The sequence below is a fragment of the Xanthomonas sp. NCPPB 1325 genome, assembly GCF_041477645.2.
GTDB lineage: Bacteria > Pseudomonadota > Gammaproteobacteria > Xanthomonadales > Xanthomonadaceae > Xanthomonas > Xanthomonas cannabis.
On sequence record NZ_CM192985.1, the window covers coordinates 3,093,976 to 3,115,620 of the forward strand.

22 protein-coding genes and 1 tRNA gene are annotated in these 21,645 nt (G+C 64.6%); 2 read left to right on the forward strand and 21 right to left on the reverse strand.

Going from position 1 to position 21,645, the window contains the following annotated elements:
- From nuoI to tpiA, 12 genes are all read right to left on the reverse strand, one after another.
- The gene (gene nuoI / locus ACCQ10_RS13175) at positions 1-489 is read right to left on the reverse strand and encodes an NADH-quinone oxidoreductase subunit NuoI (RefSeq protein WP_003485557.1); all 489 of its coding nucleotides are present in this window, start codon (positions 487-489) and stop codon (positions 1-3) included.
- A 3-nt stretch (positions 490-492) separates the two neighbouring features.
- Positions 493-1,584 (reverse strand): NADH-quinone oxidoreductase subunit NuoH, encoded by a 1,092-nt coding sequence (nuoH, locus tag ACCQ10_RS13180; RefSeq protein ID WP_372360921.1) that lies wholly within the window; start codon positions 1,582-1,584, stop codon positions 493-495.
- The gene (gene nuoG, locus ACCQ10_RS13185; RefSeq protein WP_372360922.1) at positions 1,581-3,815 is read right to left on the reverse strand and encodes an NADH-quinone oxidoreductase subunit NuoG; all 2,235 of its coding nucleotides are present in this window, start codon (positions 3,813-3,815) and stop codon (positions 1,581-1,583) included. Before nuoG ends, nuoH begins: the two co-directional genes overlap by 4 nt.
- Positions 3,812-5,146 carry an NADH-quinone oxidoreductase subunit NuoF gene (gene nuoF / locus ACCQ10_RS13190; protein WP_047693166.1) on the reverse strand — a complete coding sequence of 445 codons (1,335 nt, stop codon included), beginning with the start codon at positions 5,144-5,146 and terminating at the stop codon, positions 3,812-3,814. The genes nuoG and nuoF overlap by 4 nt, the downstream gene beginning before the upstream one ends.
- A 3-nt stretch (positions 5,147-5,149) precedes the next feature.
- On the reverse strand, positions 5,150-5,677 hold the full coding sequence (gene nuoE, locus ACCQ10_RS13195) for an NADH-quinone oxidoreductase subunit NuoE (protein WP_003485548.1): 528 nt from the start codon (positions 5,675-5,677) through the stop codon (positions 5,150-5,152).
- Positions 5,674-6,981 carry an NADH-quinone oxidoreductase subunit D gene (locus tag ACCQ10_RS13200; protein WP_047693168.1) on the reverse strand — a complete coding sequence of 436 codons (1,308 nt, stop codon included), beginning with the start codon at positions 6,979-6,981 and terminating at the stop codon, positions 5,674-5,676. Before ACCQ10_RS13200 ends, nuoE begins: the two co-directional genes overlap by 4 nt.
- The gene (locus ACCQ10_RS13205; protein WP_039407413.1) at positions 6,978-7,730 is read right to left on the reverse strand and encodes an NADH-quinone oxidoreductase subunit C; all 753 of its coding nucleotides are present in this window, start codon (positions 7,728-7,730) and stop codon (positions 6,978-6,980) included. Before ACCQ10_RS13205 ends, ACCQ10_RS13200 begins: the two co-directional genes overlap by 4 nt.
- 36 nt (positions 7,731-7,766) lie before the next feature.
- A complete protein-coding gene (locus ACCQ10_RS13210) occupies positions 7,767-8,321 on the reverse strand; it encodes a NuoB/complex I 20 kDa subunit family protein (protein ID WP_010371165.1) in 555 nt (184 codons plus the stop codon).
- The gene (locus ACCQ10_RS13215) at positions 8,312-8,668 is read right to left on the reverse strand and encodes an NADH-quinone oxidoreductase subunit A (RefSeq protein ID WP_047693170.1); all 357 of its coding nucleotides are present in this window, start codon (positions 8,666-8,668) and stop codon (positions 8,312-8,314) included. Before ACCQ10_RS13215 ends, ACCQ10_RS13210 begins: the two co-directional genes overlap by 10 nt.
- Before the next feature lie 102 nt (positions 8,669-8,770).
- A tRNA-Leu gene (locus tag ACCQ10_RS13220) sits at positions 8,771-8,855 on the reverse strand.
- Between the two features lie 49 nt (positions 8,856-8,904).
- Positions 8,905-9,378: a preprotein translocase subunit SecG gene (gene secG / locus ACCQ10_RS13225; protein ID WP_039407398.1), complete on the reverse strand. Its 474-nt coding sequence runs from the start codon at positions 9,376-9,378 to the stop codon at positions 8,905-8,907.
- Between the two features lie 33 nt (positions 9,379-9,411).
- Positions 9,412-10,167 carry a triose-phosphate isomerase gene (gene tpiA, locus ACCQ10_RS13230; RefSeq protein ID WP_372363120.1) on the reverse strand — a complete coding sequence of 252 codons (756 nt, stop codon included), beginning with the start codon at positions 10,165-10,167 and terminating at the stop codon, positions 9,412-9,414.
- 112 nt (positions 10,168-10,279) lie between these two features.
- Between tpiA and ACCQ10_RS13235 the strand changes: the two genes are divergently transcribed.
- A complete protein-coding gene (locus ACCQ10_RS13235) occupies positions 10,280-11,080 on the forward strand; it encodes an SDR family NAD(P)-dependent oxidoreductase (protein ID WP_372360923.1) in 801 nt (266 codons plus the stop codon).
- Positions 11,081-11,286: 206 nt separating this feature from the next.
- Here ACCQ10_RS13235 and ACCQ10_RS13240 read toward each other — a convergent pair whose 3' ends face one another.
- The 7 genes from ACCQ10_RS13240 to accD all read right to left on the reverse strand — a co-directional run bounded on the left by ACCQ10_RS13240 (position 11,287) and on the right by accD (position 19,298).
- A complete protein-coding gene (locus ACCQ10_RS13240) occupies positions 11,287-11,715 on the reverse strand; it encodes a group I truncated hemoglobin (protein WP_047693174.1) in 429 nt (142 codons plus the stop codon).
- Positions 11,715-12,587: a DUF3034 family protein gene (locus tag ACCQ10_RS13245; RefSeq protein ID WP_372360924.1), complete on the reverse strand. Its 873-nt coding sequence runs from the start codon at positions 12,585-12,587 to the stop codon at positions 11,715-11,717. Before ACCQ10_RS13245 ends, ACCQ10_RS13240 begins: the two co-directional genes overlap by 1 nt.
- On the reverse strand, positions 12,584-14,950 hold the full coding sequence (locus tag ACCQ10_RS13250) for a putative bifunctional diguanylate cyclase/phosphodiesterase (protein WP_372360925.1): 2,367 nt from the start codon (positions 14,948-14,950) through the stop codon (positions 12,584-12,586). Before ACCQ10_RS13250 ends, ACCQ10_RS13245 begins: the two co-directional genes overlap by 4 nt.
- Positions 14,947-15,630 carry a methylamine utilization protein gene (locus tag ACCQ10_RS13255; protein ID WP_372360926.1) on the reverse strand — a complete coding sequence of 228 codons (684 nt, stop codon included), beginning with the start codon at positions 15,628-15,630 and terminating at the stop codon, positions 14,947-14,949. Before ACCQ10_RS13255 ends, ACCQ10_RS13250 begins: the two co-directional genes overlap by 4 nt.
- 250 nt (positions 15,631-15,880) lie before the next feature.
- On the reverse strand, positions 15,881-16,819 hold the full coding sequence (locus tag ACCQ10_RS13260) for an isopenicillin N synthase family dioxygenase (protein WP_372360927.1): 939 nt from the start codon (positions 16,817-16,819) through the stop codon (positions 15,881-15,883).
- A 123-nt stretch (positions 16,820-16,942) separates the two neighbouring features.
- Positions 16,943-18,292 carry a phosphoglucosamine mutase gene (gene glmM, locus ACCQ10_RS13265; protein ID WP_372360928.1) on the reverse strand — a complete coding sequence of 450 codons (1,350 nt, stop codon included), beginning with the start codon at positions 18,290-18,292 and terminating at the stop codon, positions 16,943-16,945.
- Positions 18,293-18,413: 121 nt separating this feature from the next.
- Positions 18,414-19,298 carry an acetyl-CoA carboxylase, carboxyltransferase subunit beta gene (accD, locus tag ACCQ10_RS13270; RefSeq protein WP_372360929.1) on the reverse strand — a complete coding sequence of 295 codons (885 nt, stop codon included), beginning with the start codon at positions 19,296-19,298 and terminating at the stop codon, positions 18,414-18,416.
- Positions 19,299-19,570: 272 nt separating this feature from the next.
- On the opposite strand from accD, the gene ACCQ10_RS13275 reads away from it, so the two are divergent.
- Complete coding sequence (locus ACCQ10_RS13275; protein WP_372360930.1) at positions 19,571-20,323, forward strand: hypothetical protein; 753 nt, start codon at positions 19,571-19,573, stop codon at positions 20,321-20,323.
- Between the two features lie 12 nt (positions 20,324-20,335).
- Here the strand turns inward: ACCQ10_RS13275 and trpA are convergent, their stop codons facing one another.
- Positions 20,336-21,151 carry a tryptophan synthase subunit alpha gene (gene trpA, locus ACCQ10_RS13280; RefSeq protein ID WP_372360931.1) on the reverse strand — a complete coding sequence of 272 codons (816 nt, stop codon included), beginning with the start codon at positions 21,149-21,151 and terminating at the stop codon, positions 20,336-20,338.
- Positions 21,148-21,615 (reverse strand): hypothetical protein, encoded by a 468-nt coding sequence (locus ACCQ10_RS13285; RefSeq protein ID WP_372360933.1) that lies wholly within the window; start codon positions 21,613-21,615, stop codon positions 21,148-21,150. Before ACCQ10_RS13285 ends, trpA begins: the two co-directional genes overlap by 4 nt.
- Between the last annotated feature and the right edge of the window lie 30 nt (positions 21,616-21,645).

Consider the following 21,645-nt stretch of genomic DNA (forward strand, 5'->3'; position numbering starts at 1 on the left):
TCAACGGAAGGCGGCATCGGCAGCGCGACGCTCGGCGATCTCGGTTTCTAACCGGTCTCCGATCGCCAGCAGCTGCGGCTTATTGACAATGTTCTCGCCACGCTTCTCGAAGTGGTACTCGAGGATGTGCGTCTCGACGATCGAGTCCACCGGGCAGCTTTCTTCGCAGAAGCCGCAGAAGATGCACTTGAACAGGTCGATGTCGTAGCGCGTGGTGCGGCGGGTGCCGTCTTCGCGCTTGGCCGAGTCGATGGTGATGGCCAGCGCCGGGCACACCGCTTCGCACAACTTGCAGGCGATGCAGCGCTCTTCCCCATTGGGATAGCGACGCAGTGCGTGCAGGCCACGGAAGCGCGGCGACTGCGGGAACTTCTCCATCGGATACAGCACGGTGTACTTGGGCTTGAACGTGTATTTCAACGTCAGCCACAAGCCGCCGAGCAGTTCGAGCAGCAGCAGGCTCTTGAAGTAATGGGTGATCTTGTTCATCAATTACACGCCCTTCTGGATCACGCCGTAAAACACCATCAATGCCGTCACCGCGATCCACACGATCGTGAGCGGAATGAACACCTTCCAGCCCAGCCGCATGATCTGGTCGTAGCGGTAGCGCGGGAAGCTGGCACGGAACCAGATGTAGGCACTGGCGAAGAAGAACACCTTCATCAGCAACCACGGCCAGCCACCGGTCCACAGCCAGTTGATCCACGGCGAAACGTCCGCAGTGACCCAGCCCTGGATCGGGCTCAGCCAGCCGCCGAGGAAGAAGATCGAGATCAGGAAGCTGACCAGGATCATGTTGGCGTATTCGGCCAGGAAGAACAGCGCGAATGCACCGCCCGAGTATTCCACCATGTGGCCGGCAACGATTTCCGACTCGCCTTCCACCACGTCGAACGGCGCGCGGTTGGTTTCGGCTACGCCGGACACCCAGTACACGATGAACAGCGGGAACAGCGGAATCAGGAACCAGTCCAAGAAGCCGGAGTTGCCGGCCTGCGCGAACACGATCTGGCTGAGGTTGACGCTGCCGGAAGCGATCATTACGCCGACCAGCGCAAAGCCCATCGCAATTTCGTAGCTGACCACCTGTGCGGCCGAGCGCATCGCACCCAGAAACGCATACTTGGAGTTGGACGCCCAGCCCGCGAGGATGATGCCGTACACGCCCAGCGAGGTCATTGCCAGCAGATACAGCAGACCGACGTTGGCGTTGGACAACACCAGCTGCGCATCGAACGGCACCACCGACCAGGCCGCGAAGGCCGGCGCCAGTGTCAGCAACGGCGCGATGATGAACATCGCCTTGTGCGAGCTGGCCGGCTGCAGGATTTCCTTGAACAGGAGTTTGAAGACGTCAGCGAAGGCCTGGAAGATGCCCATGCCCACGTACATGGGCCCGTGACGCACGTGCATCCAGCCGATCAGCTTGCGCTCCCATACCACGTAGAAGGCCACCGCCACGATCACCGGCACGGCGATCAGCAGGATCTTCAGCACGGTCCAGAGCACTACGCCGCCATCGCCCAGCCCGAGGAACCACTGGTGGAGGGGGTCGACCACGTTCAACAGCAATTCGTTCATGCAGCCACCACCGTTACCCGACCGGCGCCGAGCGGCGCAGTTGCGCCATGGCCGGATTCGATCCACGCCGTGCCCGGTGCAACGCGCTTGTCCAGCACCACCGGCAACGTCGCCTTACCAGCATCCGTACCGACCTTGACCATCTGACCCGCGCCAAGCTGCAACTGCGCCGCCTGCTCCGGGTGCATTGCCACACACGGCGCGATGTTGAGCGGATGCGACTGCAACGCAGCGGCCCGGCGTACGACAGCATCGGTGCGATAGATCGCAGCGGTTGCCGCAACCTCCAGCCCGTCGCTCGCCGTGGCCGGCTGCGCAGACGCGACCGGACTGACGCTGCGGTTCTGCATGCCCGCACGCAGACCGACCAGATCGATGAATTCGAAACCGGCCAGGCCCAGCTCGCCGCCAAGTGCACGCAGCACCCGCCAGCCTTCGCGTGCCTCGACCGGCAGGCGCCCTGCGGCGCGTGCGGTCTGTACACGACCATCGAGATTGGTCAGCGACGCATCGATTTCCGGCAACGCACCAATCGGCAGGATCACGTCGGCCACGTCGCGCGTCGAGGCGCAAGCGAACTGACTGAACGCCACGACCTTGGCACCGGCCAGCGCACTGCGCGCGGCAGCGGCGTCAGCAAAATCCAGGCCGGGTTCGATGCCGTACAGCACATAGGCCTGACGCGGCTGGGCCAGCATGCCGGCGACATCGCGCGCGGTCGGCAAGACGCCCTGCGACACCAGACCCACCGCGTTGGCGCCCTGCGGAATGCGGCACAGCGATGCGCCGGTTGCAGCGGCAAAATCACGTGCGGCCGCACGCAGCGCAGCAGCCTGCGGATGATTTTCAGCCAGCGCGCCGACCACGATCACGGCGCGGGTTGCGCCCTTGACCGCATCACGCAACGCGGCGTCATCGAGCGCCGCAGCCAGCTGCGACGGCGCGACCACGGTGCGCGAGGCCTGGGTGAAGGCAAAATCGAAATCGACCGGATTGACCGAGTGGATCTGCGTGCGGTTCTGGATGTGCGCCTTGCGCAAGCGTGCATGCAGCAGCGGCAGCTCGTGGCGCACGTTGCTGCCGAACAGCACGACGACATCGGCTTGCTCGATCTCGGCCAGCGGCGTTGCGAAGGCTTGCGCCACCGCAGCGTCGGAAAAGTCACGATTGAGCAGACGGTGATCCAGATTGCCGCTGCCCAACCCTTCGGCCAGACGCGCCAGCAGCGCGCCCTCTTCGTTCGAGGTGGACGGGTGCACCAGCACGCCAAGCGCATCACCCGCGTTTTCGCGCAAGATCTGGGTCGCTGCGGCCAGACCTTCGGTCCAGCTCACTTCGGTCCACTGCCCGTTGACCTTCTTCAGCGGCTTGACCGCACGGTCTTCGGCGTACAGGCCCTGATGCGAATAACGGTCGCGGTCGGACAGCCAGCATTCGTTGACCGCCTCGTTCTCGCGCGGCACGGTGCGCAGCACTTCGCCGCGGCGCACGTGCAGGAACAGGTTCGAGCCCATCGCATCGTGGTAGCCGAGCGACTCGCGTGCCATCAGTTCCCACGGACGTGCGCGGAATTGAAACACCTTGTTGGTCAGCGCGCCCACCGGGCAGACGTCGATGACGTTGCCGGAAATTTCAGTGGTCAGCGGCTTGCCGTCATAGGTGCCGATCTGCAGGTTCTCGCCGCGATACATGCCGCCCAGCTCGTAGGTGCCGGCGATGTCTGCAGTGAAACGCACGCAGCGGGTGCACTGGATGCAGCGGGTCATCTCGGTGGCGACCAGCGGACCGATATCTTCATCCGGCACCACGCGCTTGCGCTCGTTGAAGCGGCTGACCGAACGGCCATAGCCGAGCGAGACGTCCTGCAGCTCGCACTCGCCGCCCTGATCGCAGATCGGGCAGTCCAGCGGGTGATTGATCAGCAGGAATTCCATCACGCTGCGCTGGTACTTCAACGCCTTTTCGCTACGCGTGGTGACCTTCATGCCGTCCATCACCGGCGTGGCGCAGGCAGGCGACGGCTTGGGCGACTTTTCGACATCGACCAGGCACATGCGGCAGTTGGCCGCGATCGGCAGCTTCTCGTGGTAGCAGAAGCGCGGAATCGGGATACCGGCCTTGTCGGCCGCCTGGATGATCATCGAGCCCTTCGGCACCACCAGGGATTGCCCGTCGATCTCGACGGTGACGTGGTCCGGTGGCACGTTCGGGTTCACTGGTTGGGCGCTCATGCAGCCACTCCGACTTGCGTATCGACGATCGAACGACCGTTGACGATGTAGTACTCGAACTCGTCCCAGAACTGGCGCAGGAAGCCCTGAATCGGCCATGCCGCCGCTTCGCCGAACGCACAGATGGTGTGGCCTTCAATCTGGCCGGCAACCGTGCGCAGCTGATGCAGGTCTTCCATCGTTGCCTTTCCGGCGACGATGCGCTCCAGCACGCGGTGCATCCAGCCTGTACCTTCGCGGCACGGGGTGCACTGGCCGCAGGATTCCTTGTGGAAGAACTGCGAGATGCGGCAGGCGAAACGCACGCAGCAGACGCTGTCATCCAGCACCACGATGGCGCCCGAACCCAGACCGGTGCCCAGCGCACGCAGGGTGTCGTAATCCATCTGCAGGCCAGCAACCTGGTCGGCCTTCAATACCGGCATCGACACGCCGCCGGGCACCACGCCCTTGAGCTTGCGACCCGGACGCAGGCCACCGGCCATTTCCAGCAATTCATCGAAGGTGGTGCCGAGCGGCACTTCGAAATTGCCGCCCTTCTGCACGCAACCGGAGACCGAGAAAATCTTCGGGCCGCCGTTCTTGGTCTTGCTCAAGCCGAGGAACCACTCCGGGCCATTGCGAATGATCGCCGGCACCGACGCATAGGTCTCGGTGTTGTTGATGGTGGTCGGCTTGCCGTACAGGCCGAAGTTCGCCGGGAACGGCGGTTTGTAGCGCGGCTGGCCCTTCTTGCCTTCCAGCGATTCCATCAATGCGGTTTCTTCGCCGCAGATGTAGGCGCCAGCGCCCAGCGCACCGTAGATATCGATATCCACGCCGCTACCGAGAATGTTCTTGCCCAGCCAGCCATTGGCGTACGCATCGGCCAGTGCCAGCTCGAAGTTTTCGAACGGCTCGTGGTGGAACTCGCCACGCAGGTAGTTGTAGCCCACCGTCGAGCCGGTGGCGTAGCAGGCGATTGCCATGCCCTCCACCACCGAATGCGGGTTGTAACGCAGGATGTCGCGGTCCTTGCAGGTGCCCGGCTCGGATTCGTCCGAATTGCACAGGATGTACTTCTGCATCGTGCCCTTGGGCATGAACGACCACTTCAGCCCGGTCGGGAAGCCTGCGCCGCCACGGCCGCGCAGGTTCGATGCCTTGACCATTTCGATGACGTCTGCTGGCGCGATCTTCTCTTCGAGGATCTTACGCAGCGCTGCGTAGCCACCGGTCTTCAGATAGCTCTCGTACGACCACGGGGTGTCGTAGTGCAGCGTCGTGTAGACGACCTGGTGCGGCAACGGCGCCGGGCCGACCGGACCGGTAGGTGCGTGATGATGTGCCATGTCTTACTCCAGCCCGTCCAGCAGCGCGTCGACCTTCTCTTTCGTCAGGTGCTCGTGGTAATGGCCGTTGATGACCATCATCGGCGCTGCAGAGCAGGCCGCCAGGCACTCTTCCTCGCGCTTGAGGTAGACGCGGCCATCGGCCGTCGACTGCCCCAGCTTGCAACCCAGTTTCTTTTCCGCGTGCGCCAACAGATCTTCGGCGCCATTGAGCCAGCAGCTGATGTTGGTGCAGAACGCCACGTTGTGGCGGCCGACGCGTTCGGTCTCGAACATCGAGTAGAAGCTGGCGACCTCGTAGGCCCACACCGGCGGCAGTTCCAGGTACTTGGCCACGCCGACGATCAACTCGTCGGTCAGCCAACCCTGGTTCTGCTCCTGCGCAGCGTGCAGACCCTGCAGCACCGCCGACCGCTTGCGGTCCGGCGGAAACTTGGTCAGCCAGTGATCGATGTGCGCACGCGTCTTGTCGCTCAGCACAACCTGCGGATCGACGTCGCGCGCCGCTTCGAAATTACCCGTCGCCTTCATCGGTCAACCTCACCGAAAACCAAATCGTAAGTACCGATCATCGCCACGACGTCGGCCAGCAAATAGCCACGCACCACCGCGTCCATCGACGACAGATGCGCAAAGCCCGGCGCGCGCAGATGCACGCGGAACGGCTTGTTGGCACCGTCGGACATCAGGTAGCACCCGAACTCGCCCTTGGGCGCTTCGACCGCGCTATAGGTTTCGCCGGCCGGCACGCAATAGCCCTCACTGAACAGCTTAAAGTGATGGATCAGCGCTTCCATGTCGTCCTTCATGCCTTCGCGGCTGGGCGGAGCGACCTTGAAATTGGTGACCATGACCGGACCGGGATTGGCCTTGAGCCACTTCACGCACTGCTTGATGATGCGGTTGGACTCGCGCATCTCGGCCACGCGTACCAGGTAGCGGTCGTAGCAGTCGCCGTTGGTGCCGACCGGGATATCGAAATCAACTGCGTCGTACTTGGCGTAAGGCTGCTTCTTGCGCAGATCCCACTCGATTCCCGAACCACGCAGCATCGGGCCGGTCATGCCCCAGGCACGCGCCAGATCCGGGCTGATGATGCCGACATCGACGGTGCGCTGCTTCCAGATACGGTTGTCGGTGAGCAGCGTTTCGTATTCGTCCACGCGCGCCGGGAAGGTATTGGTGAACTCCTCCAGGAAGTCCAGCATCGTGCCTTCACGACCGGCGTTACGCTTTTTCAGTGCCCCACCCTTGTGCCAACGGGATTCCTTGTACTTGGGCATGAAGTCGGGCAGATCACGGTACACGCCACCGGGGCGGTAGTAGGCCGCGTGCATGCGCGCACCGCTGACTGCCTCGTAGACGTCCATCAACTCTTCGCGCTCGCGGAATGCATACAGCATCACCGCCATTGCTCCCAGATCGAGCGCGTTGGAGCCGACCCACATCAGGTGGTTCTTGATGCGGGTGATCTCGTCGAACATGGTGCGGATGTACTGCGCACGCTCGGGCGCCTCGATCCCCATCAGGGATTCGATCGCGCGCACGTAAGCGTGCTCGTTGCACATCATCGACACGTAGTCCAGGCGATCCATGTACGGAACCGACTGGTTGAACGGCTTGGACTCGGCCAGCTTCTCGGTGCCACGGTGCAGCAGGCCGATATGCGGATCGGCACGCACCACGGTTTCGCCGTCCATTTCCAGGATCAGGCGCAACACGCCGTGCGCCGCAGGATGCTGCGGGCCGAAGTTCATCGTGTAATTGCGGATTTCCTGCTTGCTTTCCACAGGATTGCTCGCGAAGGCTTCGGTTGCCTGGCGGAACTCACTCACTTGGCAGTCTCCGACTTGCCCACTTCACCAGCGGCAGTCTCATAACGGGCATCGTCGCGAATCACACGCGGCACGCCGACGCGCGGCTCGACCGAGGTGACCGGCTCGTACACCACGCGCTTGCGCTCCTCGTCGTAACGCACTTCGACGTTGCCGATCAGCGGGAAGTCCTTGCGGAACGGGTGGCCGACGAATCCGTAGTCGGTCAGGATGCGGCGCAGATCCGGGTGCCCATCGAACACGATGCCGAACAGGTCGAACGCCTCGCGCTCGAACCAGTTCACGCCCGGCCAGATATCGGTGACCGACGCCACCACCGGCACCTGCTCGTCCGGTGCGTAGCAACGCACGCGCAGACGCTGGTTGTGTTGGTAGGAAATCAGTTGCGCGACCACAGCAAAACGCTGCTTGGGCAGCTGCTGCGGCTGGGCACCATCGGAACTTTCCTGGCTAGGGAATTCGCCCCAGGCAAAACGGCCGACGGCCTTGCCTTCGACGCCGCGGCTGAAACCCTGCGATGACACGTCGGCGGTATCCCACTCGTCGCTGCCATAGCCCAGGTAATCAACGCCGCACAGGTCGCTGAGCTGCTCGAAACCGAGCTCATCGCGCAGGGCCAGACAGGTGGCATGCCAATCGGCGGCAGCGACTTCCAGCGTCACTTCGCCGCGCGGCAATGCCACGGCGATCTGCGCACCGGCGAAACGTGCCGCAAGTCGGTCAGTGAAGGAAGATGCTTGCTCTGCCATGGGGGCTTGGCTGCTCTCGGTAGGAGAAGACGGGTGTCAGCGTGCGATTGTCTGGGTGCGCCAGATCTTCTTCTGCAGCTGCAGGATGCCGTAGACCAGCGCCTCGGCGGTCGGCGGGCAGCCCGGGACATAGATGTCCACCGGCACGATGCGATCGCAACCGCGCACCACCGAATATGAATAGTGATAGTAGCCGCCGCCATTGGCGCAGCTGCCCATCGAGATGACCCACTTCGGGTCGGGCATCTGGTCGTAGACCTTGCGCAGCGCCGGGGCCATCTTGTTGACCAGCGTGCCGGCCACGATCATCACGTCGGACTGACGCGGCGACGGGCGGAACACCACGCCGTAACGGTCCAGGTCCAGACGCGAGGCGCCGGCGTGCATCATCTCGACCGCACAGCAGGCCAGGCCGAAGGTCATCGGCCACATCGAACCGGTCCGCGCCCAGTTCAGCAGCGCGTCGACGCTGGTGGTCACGTAGCCCTTTTCGAGCAACGGGTTTTCGCCTTCCGGGCGCAGGATGTCTTCCACCCGGCCTTCCGGCATCGGGTTGGTCATCAGACGATCCAGGGTCTGAATCACTCCCATTCCAGCGCTCCCTTCTTCCACACGTAGATAAAGCCGAGGAACAACATGCCGACGAACAGCCCCATGGTGACCAGCGAGCGTGCGCCGATCTCCATGAACACCTGCGTCCACGGCACGATGAAGATGATTTCCAGGTCGAACACGATGAACTGGATCGCGATGAGGTAATAGCGCACATCGAACTTCATGCGCGCGTCTTCGAAAGCTTCGAAGCCACACTCGTAAGGCGAGAGCTTGCGCGCGTCCGGGGTGCGTGGAGCGAGGAATCGACCGACCAACATCAGCACGATGCCGATACCGGTGGCGACGATCAGAAACAGCAGACTCGGCAAATATTCGGCCAGCACAGCGATTCTCTCTTGCCTCTGCCCGCACGCGCCGCGTGCCGGCATGGGGTATAGGCAGGCCCCGCGCGCGACAAGCGATGCGCAGGAACTGCAGCCAAACAATGGTGCCCAAGAGGGGACTCGAACCCCTACGACCTAAGTCGCTACCACCTCAAGGTAGTGCGTCTACCAATTCCGCCACCTGGGCATACGTTGCGCCGCTGGGCATCCCAGTGCGCAGCGTATTGTAACCGGCTTCAGCGTTTTTGTGCTGGTTCTGAAGCGTTTTCTTCGCTGGCCGCAGGCGCCGGCTGTGCCGGGGCGGACTGCACCGGGGCTGCCGCCGGCGCAGCGGCAGGAGCCGGCTGCGACGGAGCGGTCGGCACGGCACCAGCGGCCGGAGCCTGCGGCAACGGCTGGGTGAGTTCGCCTGCGGCGGCCGGAGCCGGCGTTGCCGACTGCGACATCACGCCCAGGTTCTGGTCCGTTGGACGTGCCCCATGCGTGGCGTACCACGCCATGAACAGGCTTATGCTGAAGAACACCACGGCCAGCCACTTGGTCGACTTGGACAGGAAGTTCGACGCACCCTGCGAACCGAACACCGTGCCCGACGCGCCGGCACCGAAGCCGGAACCGGCCGCCGCACCCGCACCACGCTGCATCAGGATCAGCGCAATCATCGCCAGCGCGACCAGCACGTAGACCACATTGAGGATCAACATCAGCATTTCGAAATCCGTCCCCGGACAAAACTTAATGGGTTAACAAGCAGCCGCCGCACGTGCAATGGCCAGGAAATCTTCGGCAACCAGTGATGCGCCGCCGACCAGCCCCCCATCGACATCGGGCTGTGCGAACAGCTCGCCGGCGTTGTCGGGCCTGACGCTGCCCCCGTACAGGATGGGCAGACCATCCGCAATTCTAGCATCCGCCTTCGCGACTTCGCCACGCAGGAAGGCATGCACGGCCTGGGCCTGCTCGGGGCTGGCGGTGCGGCCGGTGCCGATCGCCCAGATCGGCTCGTAAGCCAGCACCGCGCGGGCAAAGCCTTCGCTGCCCACCAGGGCCAGCACCGGTTCGAGCTGGGCACGTAGGATTGCCTCAGTCTGACCGGCCTCACGCTGTTCCAGCGATTCGCCCACGCACAGCACCGGGATCAATCCGGCGTGAATGGCAGCGGCAAACTTGCGCGCGACAAGCTCGCTACTCTCCTGATGGTACTGGCGCCGCTCGGAATGACCGACCAGGCCATAGCCGGCGCCCACGTCCACCAACATGGTGGCCGAGACTTCGCCGGTGTAGGCGCCTTTCTCGTTGCTACTGACGTCCTGGGCTCCAAATGACAGGTGATGTGCCTCGAAATCCTCGATCAGGTCACCGAGGTAAGGCAGTGGTGGCAGGATGACGACGTCGACACCCTCCAGGGGCATGTGCGCGGCGACCTTTGCCACCAGTTCGGTGGCAAAGCTGCGGCTGCCATGCAGCTTCCAGTTTCCAGCAACGATCTTTCGAGGCATCAGGCGCAGGTTCCTGAGTTGAAGACAGGCGACAGAATAGCCCATGGCCTGTCGGCAACCGGCACACTTCTGTCCGCTGCATGTCCCATCCCTCCCCCACCAGGAACCCGTCATGTCCGTTTCGCCTGTCTTTGCGCTGATCACCGGTGCGTCCAGCGGCATCGGCCGCGAGATTGCGCGGGCCTATGCCCGGCGCGGGGTGCCGTTGATCCTGACCGCGCGGCGGGTGGACCGGCTGCAGGCGCTGGCGGATGAATTGCGCAGCGCCGTGCGGGTGGAAGTACTGCCGGCCGATCTGGCCGACCCTGCCGCAGCCGAAGCACTGGCGACGCAAATCCAGCGCAACGGCTGGACGGTGGGTACCCTGGTCAACAACGCCGGCTACGGTGTGCCGGGCCGCTACCTGCGCAACGACTGGGCCACGCATGCGCGCTTTCTGCAGGTGATGGTGGGCGCAGTGTGCGAACTGACCTGGCGGCTGTTGCCGATGATTCGTGCCAGCGGCAAGGGCCGCATTCTCAACGTCGCCTCGTTCGCGGCACTGACACCCAGTGCCGATGGGCAGACGCTATACGCGGCCAGCAAGAGTTTCATGCTGCGCTTCAGCGAATCGCTGGCGCTGGAAAACGCCGATTGCGGCGTCAAGGTCTGCGCCCTGTGCCCCGGCTTTGCATGGTCGGAATTCCACGATGTCACCGGCACGCGCGAGGCGATGTCCACCCTGCCCGGCTGGGCCTGGCTGCAGGCCGATGACGTGGCCGAGTACGGCATCCAGGCGCTGGAGCGCGGCCAGGTGCTGGCGGTGCCGGGCTGGCGCTATCGGCTGGTCCATGCGGCGCTGCGCCTGCTGTCGCATGCGCTTGCCCTGCGGCTGATGGCACGCGGCTCGCACCGGGTGCGGCCGTTGGAGTGAAGCGGCTATGGACGATCGGTGGAAAGGCATCGCATCTGTGCAGGTGCCCGTGTGCCGGGCTTCGACGTGCACCGGCTGGCAAAGCGCGATGACCGCGCAAGCGCGCAGTTGAGGAACGTGCAAGTGCTCGAACACAGGCTTATCGCATGCCGCAGCGCTCGCGACTCATGCACGCCCGGCGAACGACGGCAGGAGACCCGTCGCTCTCAGCGATTGACGATCTCGCCATGCATGGCTGCCAGCCGCGCGAGCAGGCGATTTTGCGTGCGGCGCGGGATCTTTTGCTGATCCATCGCCCAGTTCAGGTCTTCGACCAGTGCGTTGAAATCGCCTTCGCGGATGGCCAGGTGCGCGTGCGCCTGCTGCATCGACTTGGCCGTGTCCGGGCAGGGGCCGTCGGCGACGTGGCAGAACTTCTGCACCAGGCGTGCATTGAGCATGACGATGTTGACGCGGGCGAACTTGTCGACGATGCGCTGGTCGTCGGCGATACGCGAGAGCATGGTTTCTACCAGCGCTTCGATGCCGGCTTGCCCGCCGAGCTCGTCGTAGAGTGTCTGGCGCGGTTGCGTGCTGGCGCAGGCGCTCGTCAGGCCCAGCACGCACAGCAGGCACCAGCGCAGCCATAGGTTCATCAGAACGCCACCTGCAAAGAGAGATAAGGACCACGCTGGTCGGCCAGCGTGGCGACATTGCCCAGATCGGCCCAGGCGGCAGTCAGCGAAACGTGCTTGCCGGGGAACCAGGCGACGAACACATCTGCCCACGCCTGCTCGCGCGCGAAGCGCAGGTTGTTCGGTTTGTCGCGATATTCCACGCCCACCGCCCAGGATGGCGACAGCACGACGGCGGCACTGGCCTCGGGCACCAGACGATAGCCGTTACGCCGGTCGCCGCCGAAACCGAGCAAGCCGGTCTGGTTGGCGCGGGTGGCGCGCACCGTCCCGTTGAGCAGCAGCTGGTACCCACCAGCGCCCTGCAGCAACAAGCGGCTTGCACTCAGGTAGACGTCCGTGCCGTGATCGTCGCGCGCACCGATCGCCAATGGCAAGGTCCCGTCGCGCAAGCGCTTGTACTGCACGCCCAGGCTGACTTGCGGTGCATGCCCGTAGACAAGGTCGCCGGCCAGTCGCACCTTGGCACCGAACACGTCCTGGCCGAGCGCATTCCACGGCAAGCCGAGCCGGTCCTGCAGCGCGCCCAGATCCAGACGCTGGCGCGCAAGCGACAGCTCCAGCCGATTACCAACCGTAAGCGCCGCGCCCTGCACATCGAGGCGGTAATCGCCGCTATCCACATGCGTGGCAAACAGCACGGCGCCCAACTCATCGCGCGTGCCGTAACCCGACAACGTGGCCCACGGCACGATGCCGCCACCACTGCTGCCTTCGATCATCGACACGCCACCGGTGGCGAGCAGGCGCCCGTCGCCAGCCATTGCCTTCAATGGCGCGAACGCACCGGCAGCAGCCGTCACGATGAGGGCGACACGCAGACACGCGCTCATCGCTGCATGCCTGCATGGGCTGCCAAGGGCATGCCCAGTTGGCGCATGCACCACGCCACCAGCGGCGCCTCTTCCAGTGGTGGCGCGTACAGGTAGCCCTGCACCATGTCGCAGCCATAGCCGCGTAGCAGGCCCAGGGCCGTGGTGTTTTCGACGCCTTCGGCGATCACGCTCAGGCCGAGGTTGTGGCCCAGGTCGATCGTGCTGCGCACGATGAATGCATCGTCGGTGCCTTCGGCCAGCTGCATCACGAAGCTCTTGTCGATCTTCAATTCGTTCACCGGCATGCGCTTGAGTTGGGCCAACGAGGAATAGCCGGTGCCGAAGTCGTCGATGGACAGACGCACGCCCACGCCACGCAGCTGATGCAGCATGTGCAGCGCAGATTCGACATCGCGCATCAGCGCGCTTTCGGTCAACTCCAACGTGACCGACTGCGCCGGCACGGCGTGCTGCTCCAGCCGCGCACGCACGTAGTCGGGCAGACCTGGATCGGACAGATCAAGGGCCGACAGGTTGATCGCCATGCCCAGCTCCAGGCCTTGCGCGCGCCAGTGCGCCTGGCAGCGCAGTGCCTCGTCCAGCACGAAGCGGGTCAACGGGTGGATCACGCCGGAATGCTCGGCCAGCGGAATGAATTCGTCCGGGCCGATCGGGCCCAGCGTCGGGTGATGCCAGCGCACCAGCACTTCGACCTGTTCGACACGGTCGGTCCGCAGGCAGATCTTGGGCTGGAATCGCAAGGTCAACTCGTTGCCGCCGATGGCCTGGCGCAGATCGCCGGTGAGCCGCAGCCGGCGCAGATGCTGCTCGTCCTGGCCCATGCGGTAGACGCTGGCGCCGATGGTGGTCACATCGCCCACCTGGCGCCGTGCGATATCGGCGCGACGCAGCAAGGTGTCCGGGTCGGCGCCATGCTCTGGAATCAGCGCGATGCCGATGCTGGCTTCGAGCTGGATGCGTGCCTGCGGCAAAGCCAGCGGGCGGCGCAATTGCAGCAGCAGCCGTTGTGCGTCCAGCTGCACGCTGTTCGCATCGGCCTGCGCCACCACCACCATGAACTCGTCGCTACCCAGGCGCCCGACCAGGTTGGGCGCGTGCACCACATCGGCAAGCCGCCGCCCGGCCTCGACCAGCACCTGGTCGGCAAAATCATGGCCCAGGCTGTCGTTGAGCTCCTTGAAACGCTCCAGATCCAGGATCAGCACGGCCGCGGTGCCACCGGAAGCGACGGTGTGTTCGACCACCTCCGTCAACCGCTCCAGCAGCCACAAACGATTAGGCAAGCCGGTGAGTGCGTCGTGCCGCGCCTGATGCAGGATGTGCTGCTCACGGCTGGCGATCTGCTGCTGCATCCGCCCGAAGCTGTCGGCCAGCTCGGCCAGCTCGCGGCCCGGCGGCACGTCCACTGCCGTCTGGTAATCGCCACGCTGGATGCGCCGCGCGGCCTGCACCAATTGCGCCACCGGCTTGCTGACACTACGCGCCAGAAAGATTGCCACGCCCAGGGCCGCAGCCGTGGCCAGACCGGCCAGCAACAGGATGCGCAACTTGAGAATGCGATACGGCGCGATCGCCCGGTCCAGCGACGCCTGCAAGGCCACCCGCACATGGCTGTCGCCCTGGATCGCTTGCAGCTTGACCAGGTAGCGCGACTGACCCAGCGTCAGCGCAATCGCTGTTGCCTGGGTGCGCTCGGCGGTCGGCAACTGCTGCGCAAATTCGGCACGCGCCGGCGGCTCCAACGTCGACGCGAGCACCTGCACAGGCGGGCCGTCGGTAAAGAACGTGGCATCCAACCCGGTGGTCGTGCGGAAATCCTGGGCCAGGCCCTCGCCGGATTCGTTGCCGATCGCAATCCAGCCGACGCGACTCGGCGCCAGCACCTGGACCACGGCCAGCCGCACGATCTGCCGATTCAGTGCAACCACCCCCACCGCACGACCATCGCGCTGCGCCTGCTGCAACAGGGCCTGTACCGCGCGCAATTGCTCGGCCTGGGGCAGATCGGCCAGGCCGGTCAAAAATTCGCCATCCGGCGAGAGCAGCACCGCAGTCTGCGCGGACATGCGCGCGGCATGATTGCGTAGCGCCGACTGCATGGTGGGCACATCGCCGCTGGCCACCGCAGCACGAAAGCCGAAATCATCGGCCAGCACCGAGGCCGATTGCAGCAGTTGTTCGTCGCGGCGCAGGTTGATGCGCTGCCAGACGCGCTCGCCGATCTGCAGTTCTTCGCCCAGCTGCGCCTTGACGCTGCGATCGGTTGCCAGCTGCACCGCAATGAAGGTCAGTGCCTGGGTGGCGAGCACAACCAGCACCAGCAGCACCGCGATGCGGGTATGCAGTCGCATCGCCCTCATGGATGGGTCTTCTTCGGCTCGGCGCGGCGAAATTTGTCCTGCAACACGCGGACGCGCGCATCCGGTGGCGCCACCACCGGTGCCGCGCCCGTGGTCTGTAAGGTGATGCGGCGCTGCACCGGGTCGCGTGCGACGACCAGCGGCTCGGTCACGGCAGCGCCCCTGATGCGGGGATGCCACACGCGCAGCGTGTAGTTGCCGGCGGGCGCGTCGAGCTGCACGCGCCCGTCGCTGCCGGTCTTGCCGAAATACGGGGTCTCCAGCACCACGATATAGCCCAGCATCCAGTCGTGGATGTTGCAGCCCACCGTCACCAGACCGGCTTGATCGAAGCGCACCGGCGCGGCCGTGGTGCCCTGGAACAGCGGCAGTTCAAAGCGTTTGGCCGGCGAGAACGAATACACCTGATGGCGGATCTGATCGTTGTTCGGAAACCGCACCGACGTGCCGGTGCGCACCGCCAACACCGCAGGCACAAACTGCGAATTGACCTGGTCCATCTCCATGGTCTTGCCGGCACTGGCCGCGGCGGGCCGCGGCAACTCCAGGCTGACCACCGCATCGACCAGGACGCCGTTGGCATCGGCCACCGCCACGCTCACCGGCGCTGCTGCTAGCGGCGCTGCCACGCCGCAGAGCGCAAGCAAGCCCACCGCCCCCATGTGTTTGATCCCCTGCATCCGTATGCGCCCCCTGGCCGTGCAATCGGCAGCGGGCGCCAGGCGAGTCCGACGTCGCGCTAGCGATCAGACTGGATTATCGGCGCGGGTGAACGCAAGCTTTAACCAGACGCGAGCACAAATTTATGAACAGAACTGTGGTCGCTGTCATGGCCAATGTTGCGAGCGCGACTACGGGTTGTGCGCGCTGCCTGCCGCCCAAGTGCGGCGCGGCCATTGCCACCCACAGCACCAGCGACGACGACACCGCTTACTTCAGCTTGATCTCGCGCAGACGCTCTTCCAGGAAGCCGTGTGCGGTGATCGGCTCGGGATACCGGCTCGGGTTGTCGGCACTGATGCACGAGGGCAACACGTCGATCAGGAAATCCGGGTTGGGGTGCAGGAAGAACGGCACCGAATAGCGCGGCTTGCGCGCGGCCTCGCCGGGCGGATTGACCACGCGATGGATCGTGGATGGATACACGTGGTTGGTCAGGCGCTGCAGCATGTCGCCGATGTTGACCACGATGGTGTCGGCGTCGGCGGTGAACGGCACCCACTCGCCATCGTTGGAACGTACTTCCAGCCCGGCGGCACTGGCACCGACCAGCAAGGTGATGAAGTTGATGTCGCCATGCGCGCCGGCGCGCACGTTCGGGATGTCGTCGCTGGTGATCGGCGGGTAGTGGATCGGCCGCAGGATCGAATTGCCGTTGTTGGTCTTGTCGACGAAATAGTCCTGCGGCAGACCGATATGCAGTGCCAGCGCGTAGAGCACGCGCGAGCCGAGTTGATCCAGCTGCTGGTACAGCTGATAGCCACGCTCACGGAACTCCGGCACTTCCTCCGGCCACAGGTTCGGCGGCATCACCGCACGATACGGCGAATCGTCCGGAATCTCGCGACCGATATGCCAGAACTCCTTCAGGTCGAAATGCTTGGAATCCTTGGCGGTTTCCACACCGAAGGCGGTATAGCCGCGTGCGCCGCCGCTGCCCGGCACGTGATAGCGCCGCTTCACCTCCTCTGGCAAGGCGAAAAACGCCTTGAAGACCTCGTAGGCGGCATCGATGTCGGCCTGGGCGATGCCGTGATTGCGGATGCCGGCAAAGCCCCACTGCCGATAGGCTGCGCCGAGTTCGGCGACGAAGGCGTCGCGGTCGCTGTCGAAGCGGGTGATGTCCAGGGTGGGGATGCGGGCGCTCATACGGGTGTCTGCAATGGAAGTTTGAAAAGGTCGAGAGAGCCTGCGGCTCAGATCAGCAGGCGATACAACAGGTAGAACGTCGCGGCCTTGGCGAAGACCACGCAGACGCCGATGACGATTGACTCACGCCGCGTCACGCACCGCACCTGAGAGTCGGTCGAGCGTGTCCTGCATCAGGCCGGCGTCGTCGGCTTCCACGGTCACGCGCACCACCGGCTCGGTACCGGACGGACGCAGGAATGCACGCCCCCGGCCCTGCACGGCCGCCTGCGCCTGCTGCAGCGCCTGCTGCACGCTCGCCGCCTCGACGATGGCGTTTGCCGCGCCGCCACCCAGCCGCACGTTGACTGTCTTTTGCGGCACCTTGGTCAGGTCGCGCAAGGCCTCACGCAGGCTGTGACCATCGCGGATGAGGGCTTCGAGCACCTGCAGCGCACTGACGATGCCGTCGCCGGTGCTCGCGCGGTCCAGGCACAGCAGATGGCCGGAGGTTTCTCCACCCAGCGTGCCGCCGCCTTCGACCAGCGCCTGATGCACATAACGGTCACCCACCTTGGCGCGCTGGAACGGGATGCGCAGCGCCGCCAGCGCCGGCTCCAGCCCGTAATTGGTCATCAAGGTGCCAACCACGGTGCCGGTGAGCCGGCCGCTGGCCTGCCAGGAGCGCGCAAGCACATACAGCAGGTCGTCGCCATCGACCGGGTTGCCCTGGTCGTCGGCCATCAGCACGCGGTCGCCGTCGCCATCGAAGGCGATGCCCAGCTGCGCCCCGCTCTCGCGCACCTTGGCGGCGAGATTGTCGATATGCGTGGAACCGACCCCGTCGTTGATGTTGAGCCCGTCCGGCGCTGCACCGATCACTACCACCTCAGCGCCGAGCTCGCGAAACAGCATCGGGGCGATGTGATAGGTGGCGCCATGCGCGCAGTCCAGCACCATCTTCAGGCCCTGCAGGGTGAAGCCGCGCGCCACGCTGGCCTTGCAGAACTCGATGTAACGACCGATCGCATCGCGGGTGCGGATCGCCTTGCCCAGGCGCTCGGATTCCACGGTATGGAACGGCTCGTCGAGTGCGGCTTCGATGGCCGCCTCGGTCGCGTCGTCGAGCTTTTCGCCTTCGGCAGAGAAGAACTTGATGCCGTTGTCGTAATGGGGATTGTGCGAGGCGCTGATCACCACGCCGGCATCGGCACGCAAGGTGCTGGTCAGAAACGCGATGGCCGGCGTCGGCATCGGGCCGATCATCTGCACATCGGCACCTGCCGCCACCAGGCCCGCTTCCAGCGCCGCTTCGAACATGTAGCCGGAAATGCGCGTGTCCTTGCCGATCAACACCAGCGGCCGCTTGCTGCGGCCCTGCGTCAGCACGCGCCCGAGCGCATTGCCCAGACGCAGCACGAAATCGGCCGAGATCGCGCCCTGCCCGACCCGACCGCGAATGCCGTCGGTGCCGAAATATTTGCGGGCGCTCATGGAGCCAGGACCGGGGACCCGGGACCGGGGACCCGGGAGGAGCAGCCATCGGACGTACGCAGGCAGCAGACCACGCTTTTCCCGGGTCCCCGGTCCCGGGTCCCGGGCCCCGTCAGCCCCCTCATGCCACCGCCTCCTGCGGACGCGGCTGACGCATCATCATCGCGCTCAGCTCGGCAATGCGGTCACGCATCTGGCGGCGGTCGCAGATCTGGTCGATGGCGCCGTGGTCGAGCAGGAACTCCGAACGCTGGAAGCCTTCCGGCAGCGTCTCGCGCACGGTCTGCTCGATCACGCGCGGGCCGGCGAAACCGATCAGCGCATGCGGCTCGGCGATGTTGATGTCGCCCAGCATCGCGAACGACGCCGACACGCCACCGGTGGTGGGATGGGTCAGCACCGAGATGTACGGCAGGCCGGCTTCGCGCAGGCGCCCGAGTGCCGCGGAGGTCTTGGCCATCTGCATCAGCGAGAACAGGCCTTCCTGCATGCGCGCACCGCCGCTGGCGGAGAAGCACACGAACGGGCAGCCCACTTCCAGCGCTACCTCGGCAGCGCGTGCAAAACGCTCGCCGACCACCGAGCCCATCGAGCCGCCCATGAAGGCGAAGTCGAAGGCGGCGGCGACCAGCGGGTTGCCCTTGAGCGTGCCGCGCATGGCGATCAGCGCGTCGTATTCGCCGCTGGCCTTCTGGCTGGCCTTGATGCGCTCACCGTAGCGCTTCTGGTCCTTGAACTTGAGCACGTCGACCGGGCCGAGTTGGGCGGCGATCTCGGTGGTTGCAGTTTCCGGGTCGAACAGCGAGTTCAGACGCGCGCGCGCGCGGATCGCCATGTGGTGGTCGCACTTCGGGCACACCTCGAGATTTTCTTCGAGTTCCGGGCCGTACAGTGCGCTACCGCAGTTGCTGCACTTTTCCCACAGCCCCTCGGGGACGCTGCGCTTCTTGGCCGGGGTGTTCTCGGTGCGGATGCCGGAGGGCATCAATTTGCTGAGCCAGCTCATTCGATTTCGTAAAAGCACCCCTACGGGGCGACAGTAGCAGTGTACCAGTCCGACACCCGACGCTTTCGTACGTCCGAGTATCGAGACACCATCAAGAAAATTAAACAGGCAGCCGCCAGTCGGTAAGAACTTCCATGAGGAACGCCATTGTGATAATGGGAAAATCGGCACCGAGAGTTTTATATGGTGCGCTACAGCAGTCATACCCCAATCAGGTACGTGTAGCCACAAATGGAACAGCCCCTATAGACAAACGTGAACAAGGATCGATCATGAAAATTCCAGCATGCCTTGCAGCCCTCTTACTCCTGGTCTCCGTTGTCGGTAGCAGCCAGGCTCAGGTAAAAATGTGCGGAAGCGAGACCAGCGCACCGCTTCCGAGCAAGACAACGTCGCACATCAATCCAGATGGCTCGATGACAATACGGGTACCTACTGGATGGTTCATGTTTACCCAGGAAAAAGGTGTCTGGGCAATCAGCCCGACTGCCGTCCTGACCTGCGCATGTCCTGGAGGGTCTGGATGCAGTCCCACATTGCTTCCCAATGGGCAGACTTTTTGTGCGATGAGCTCAGACTGCACCCAGTGCAATCGCGGCGGAAGCACCGCGATGTATCCGGTTCCGCAAGATCAAATCGGCGTGACTTTCGCCAGCGTCGATGAAGTCAAACGCTTGCCACGGGTCGATCCACGCTTTTTGTCGATCCCCGATGTCAGAAAGGATCTACTTGCATTCAAAAAGACCCTTGGCATTCCGGTAGAGGCTAGCGGGCGCGATGCCGTGTGGATCCGCCTATACGGTTATGTCGCACCAATGGACGTTCCCGACGGCTATCAGATCCCTATGACTGGCTCTGCGACTGAAAACATGGCGCTCGGCTTGCTGGTAAGCCAATCTATTCGGGTTCCTTCGGCTGCAGTGAAATGCAGTTGCAGCAGCGGAGGAAGTTGCAAGCTTGAATCCAATTTCGGGGTCAAGGTATGCAACGCAGCCGCATGCGCGACCTGCAGCATGACTTACTGATCGCGGGACAGATCAGCGGTCCAATTCCCGACGCAATGGGGCCAGAAAGGCTTCGGCGCCTTCGCGGGCGCTGCGGACGTCGCCCGCTTCGGCCAGGGCCGCCACCAGGGCGCTACCGACCACCACGCCGTCGGCATCGACGGCCATCGCGGCCGCGCTGGCGGCGTCCTTGATGCCGAAGCCGGCCACCACCGGCGCACCGGCACGTTGCCGCAGCTGGCGCAGGCGGTCGCTGGCGGCATGGGTGTCGAGCAGGTTGGAGGCGCCGGTGACGCCAGCAAAGCTGACGTAGTACAGGTAGCCCTGCGCCGTGCTGCACAACATGTCCAGGCGCTGCTCGCTGGTGGTCGGCGATGCCAGCGCAATCAGCGCCAGCCCGACCTCGCTGAAGATGTGGCGGGTTTCGTCCGCCTCTTCCGGCGGCAGGTCGACCAGCAACAGACCGTCAACGCCCGCCGCGACGGCGGCTTCGGCGAACCGGCGCGTGCCGTGGATTTCGATCGGGTTGAGATAGCCCATCAGCACCACCGGGGTGGTGGCATCTTCGCGGCGGAATTCGTGCACCGCTTCCAGCACGTAGGCCAGGCCGGCACCGCGTGCCAGCGCGCGCTCGGAACTGCGCTGGATGGTGGGACCGTCGGCCATGGGGTCGGAGAACGGCACGCCCAGCTCGATGACGTCGGCACCGGCGCGCACCAGCGCGTGCATCACCGGCACGGTGGCTTCCAACGACGGGTCGCCGGCGGTGATGAAGGGGATCAGCGCCTTGCGGCCGGAGTGGCGCAAGGCATCAAAACGCATAGCGATACGGCCTGGCGCGCGGCTCATGCGCAGCCCTCCACCAGTTGCACGGCGTCCCAGCTTCCCCAGTACATCGATGTCACAGTGCCTTCTCCGGTTTCGTAGCGAAGGGCGAACTCGCCTTGCGGGTCGCGCCAAGTCAGATAAAGATCAGTCCCGCCGTCCCTGCCATATTTATGGGGCTGGACGCTGTAGCCCGCTGGCAGGCGCGCACGCGCGGCGGCTTCGCTGTCGCCGACACGGATGCCGAACGGGCCCACCGGACCGGCGTCGCTGATGTCGAAGCGGACGACGCGGTCGTCTTCCACCATCATCGCAACTCCATCAGGCAACAGACCGGCCTGCACATAGTCGCAGTGTCCGATCGGGCCGGCGTTGAGCGGCTTCCAGGCCGCCTGTGGCGCCAGCTCGCTGAATCGCTGACCGACCCGCACCGCGCCGCTGCGATCCAGCGCGGAGCCCGCGACCGCGGCCACCGCCAGGCTAGACATGCACAGCAGCGCGATACCGCCGCCCCACTG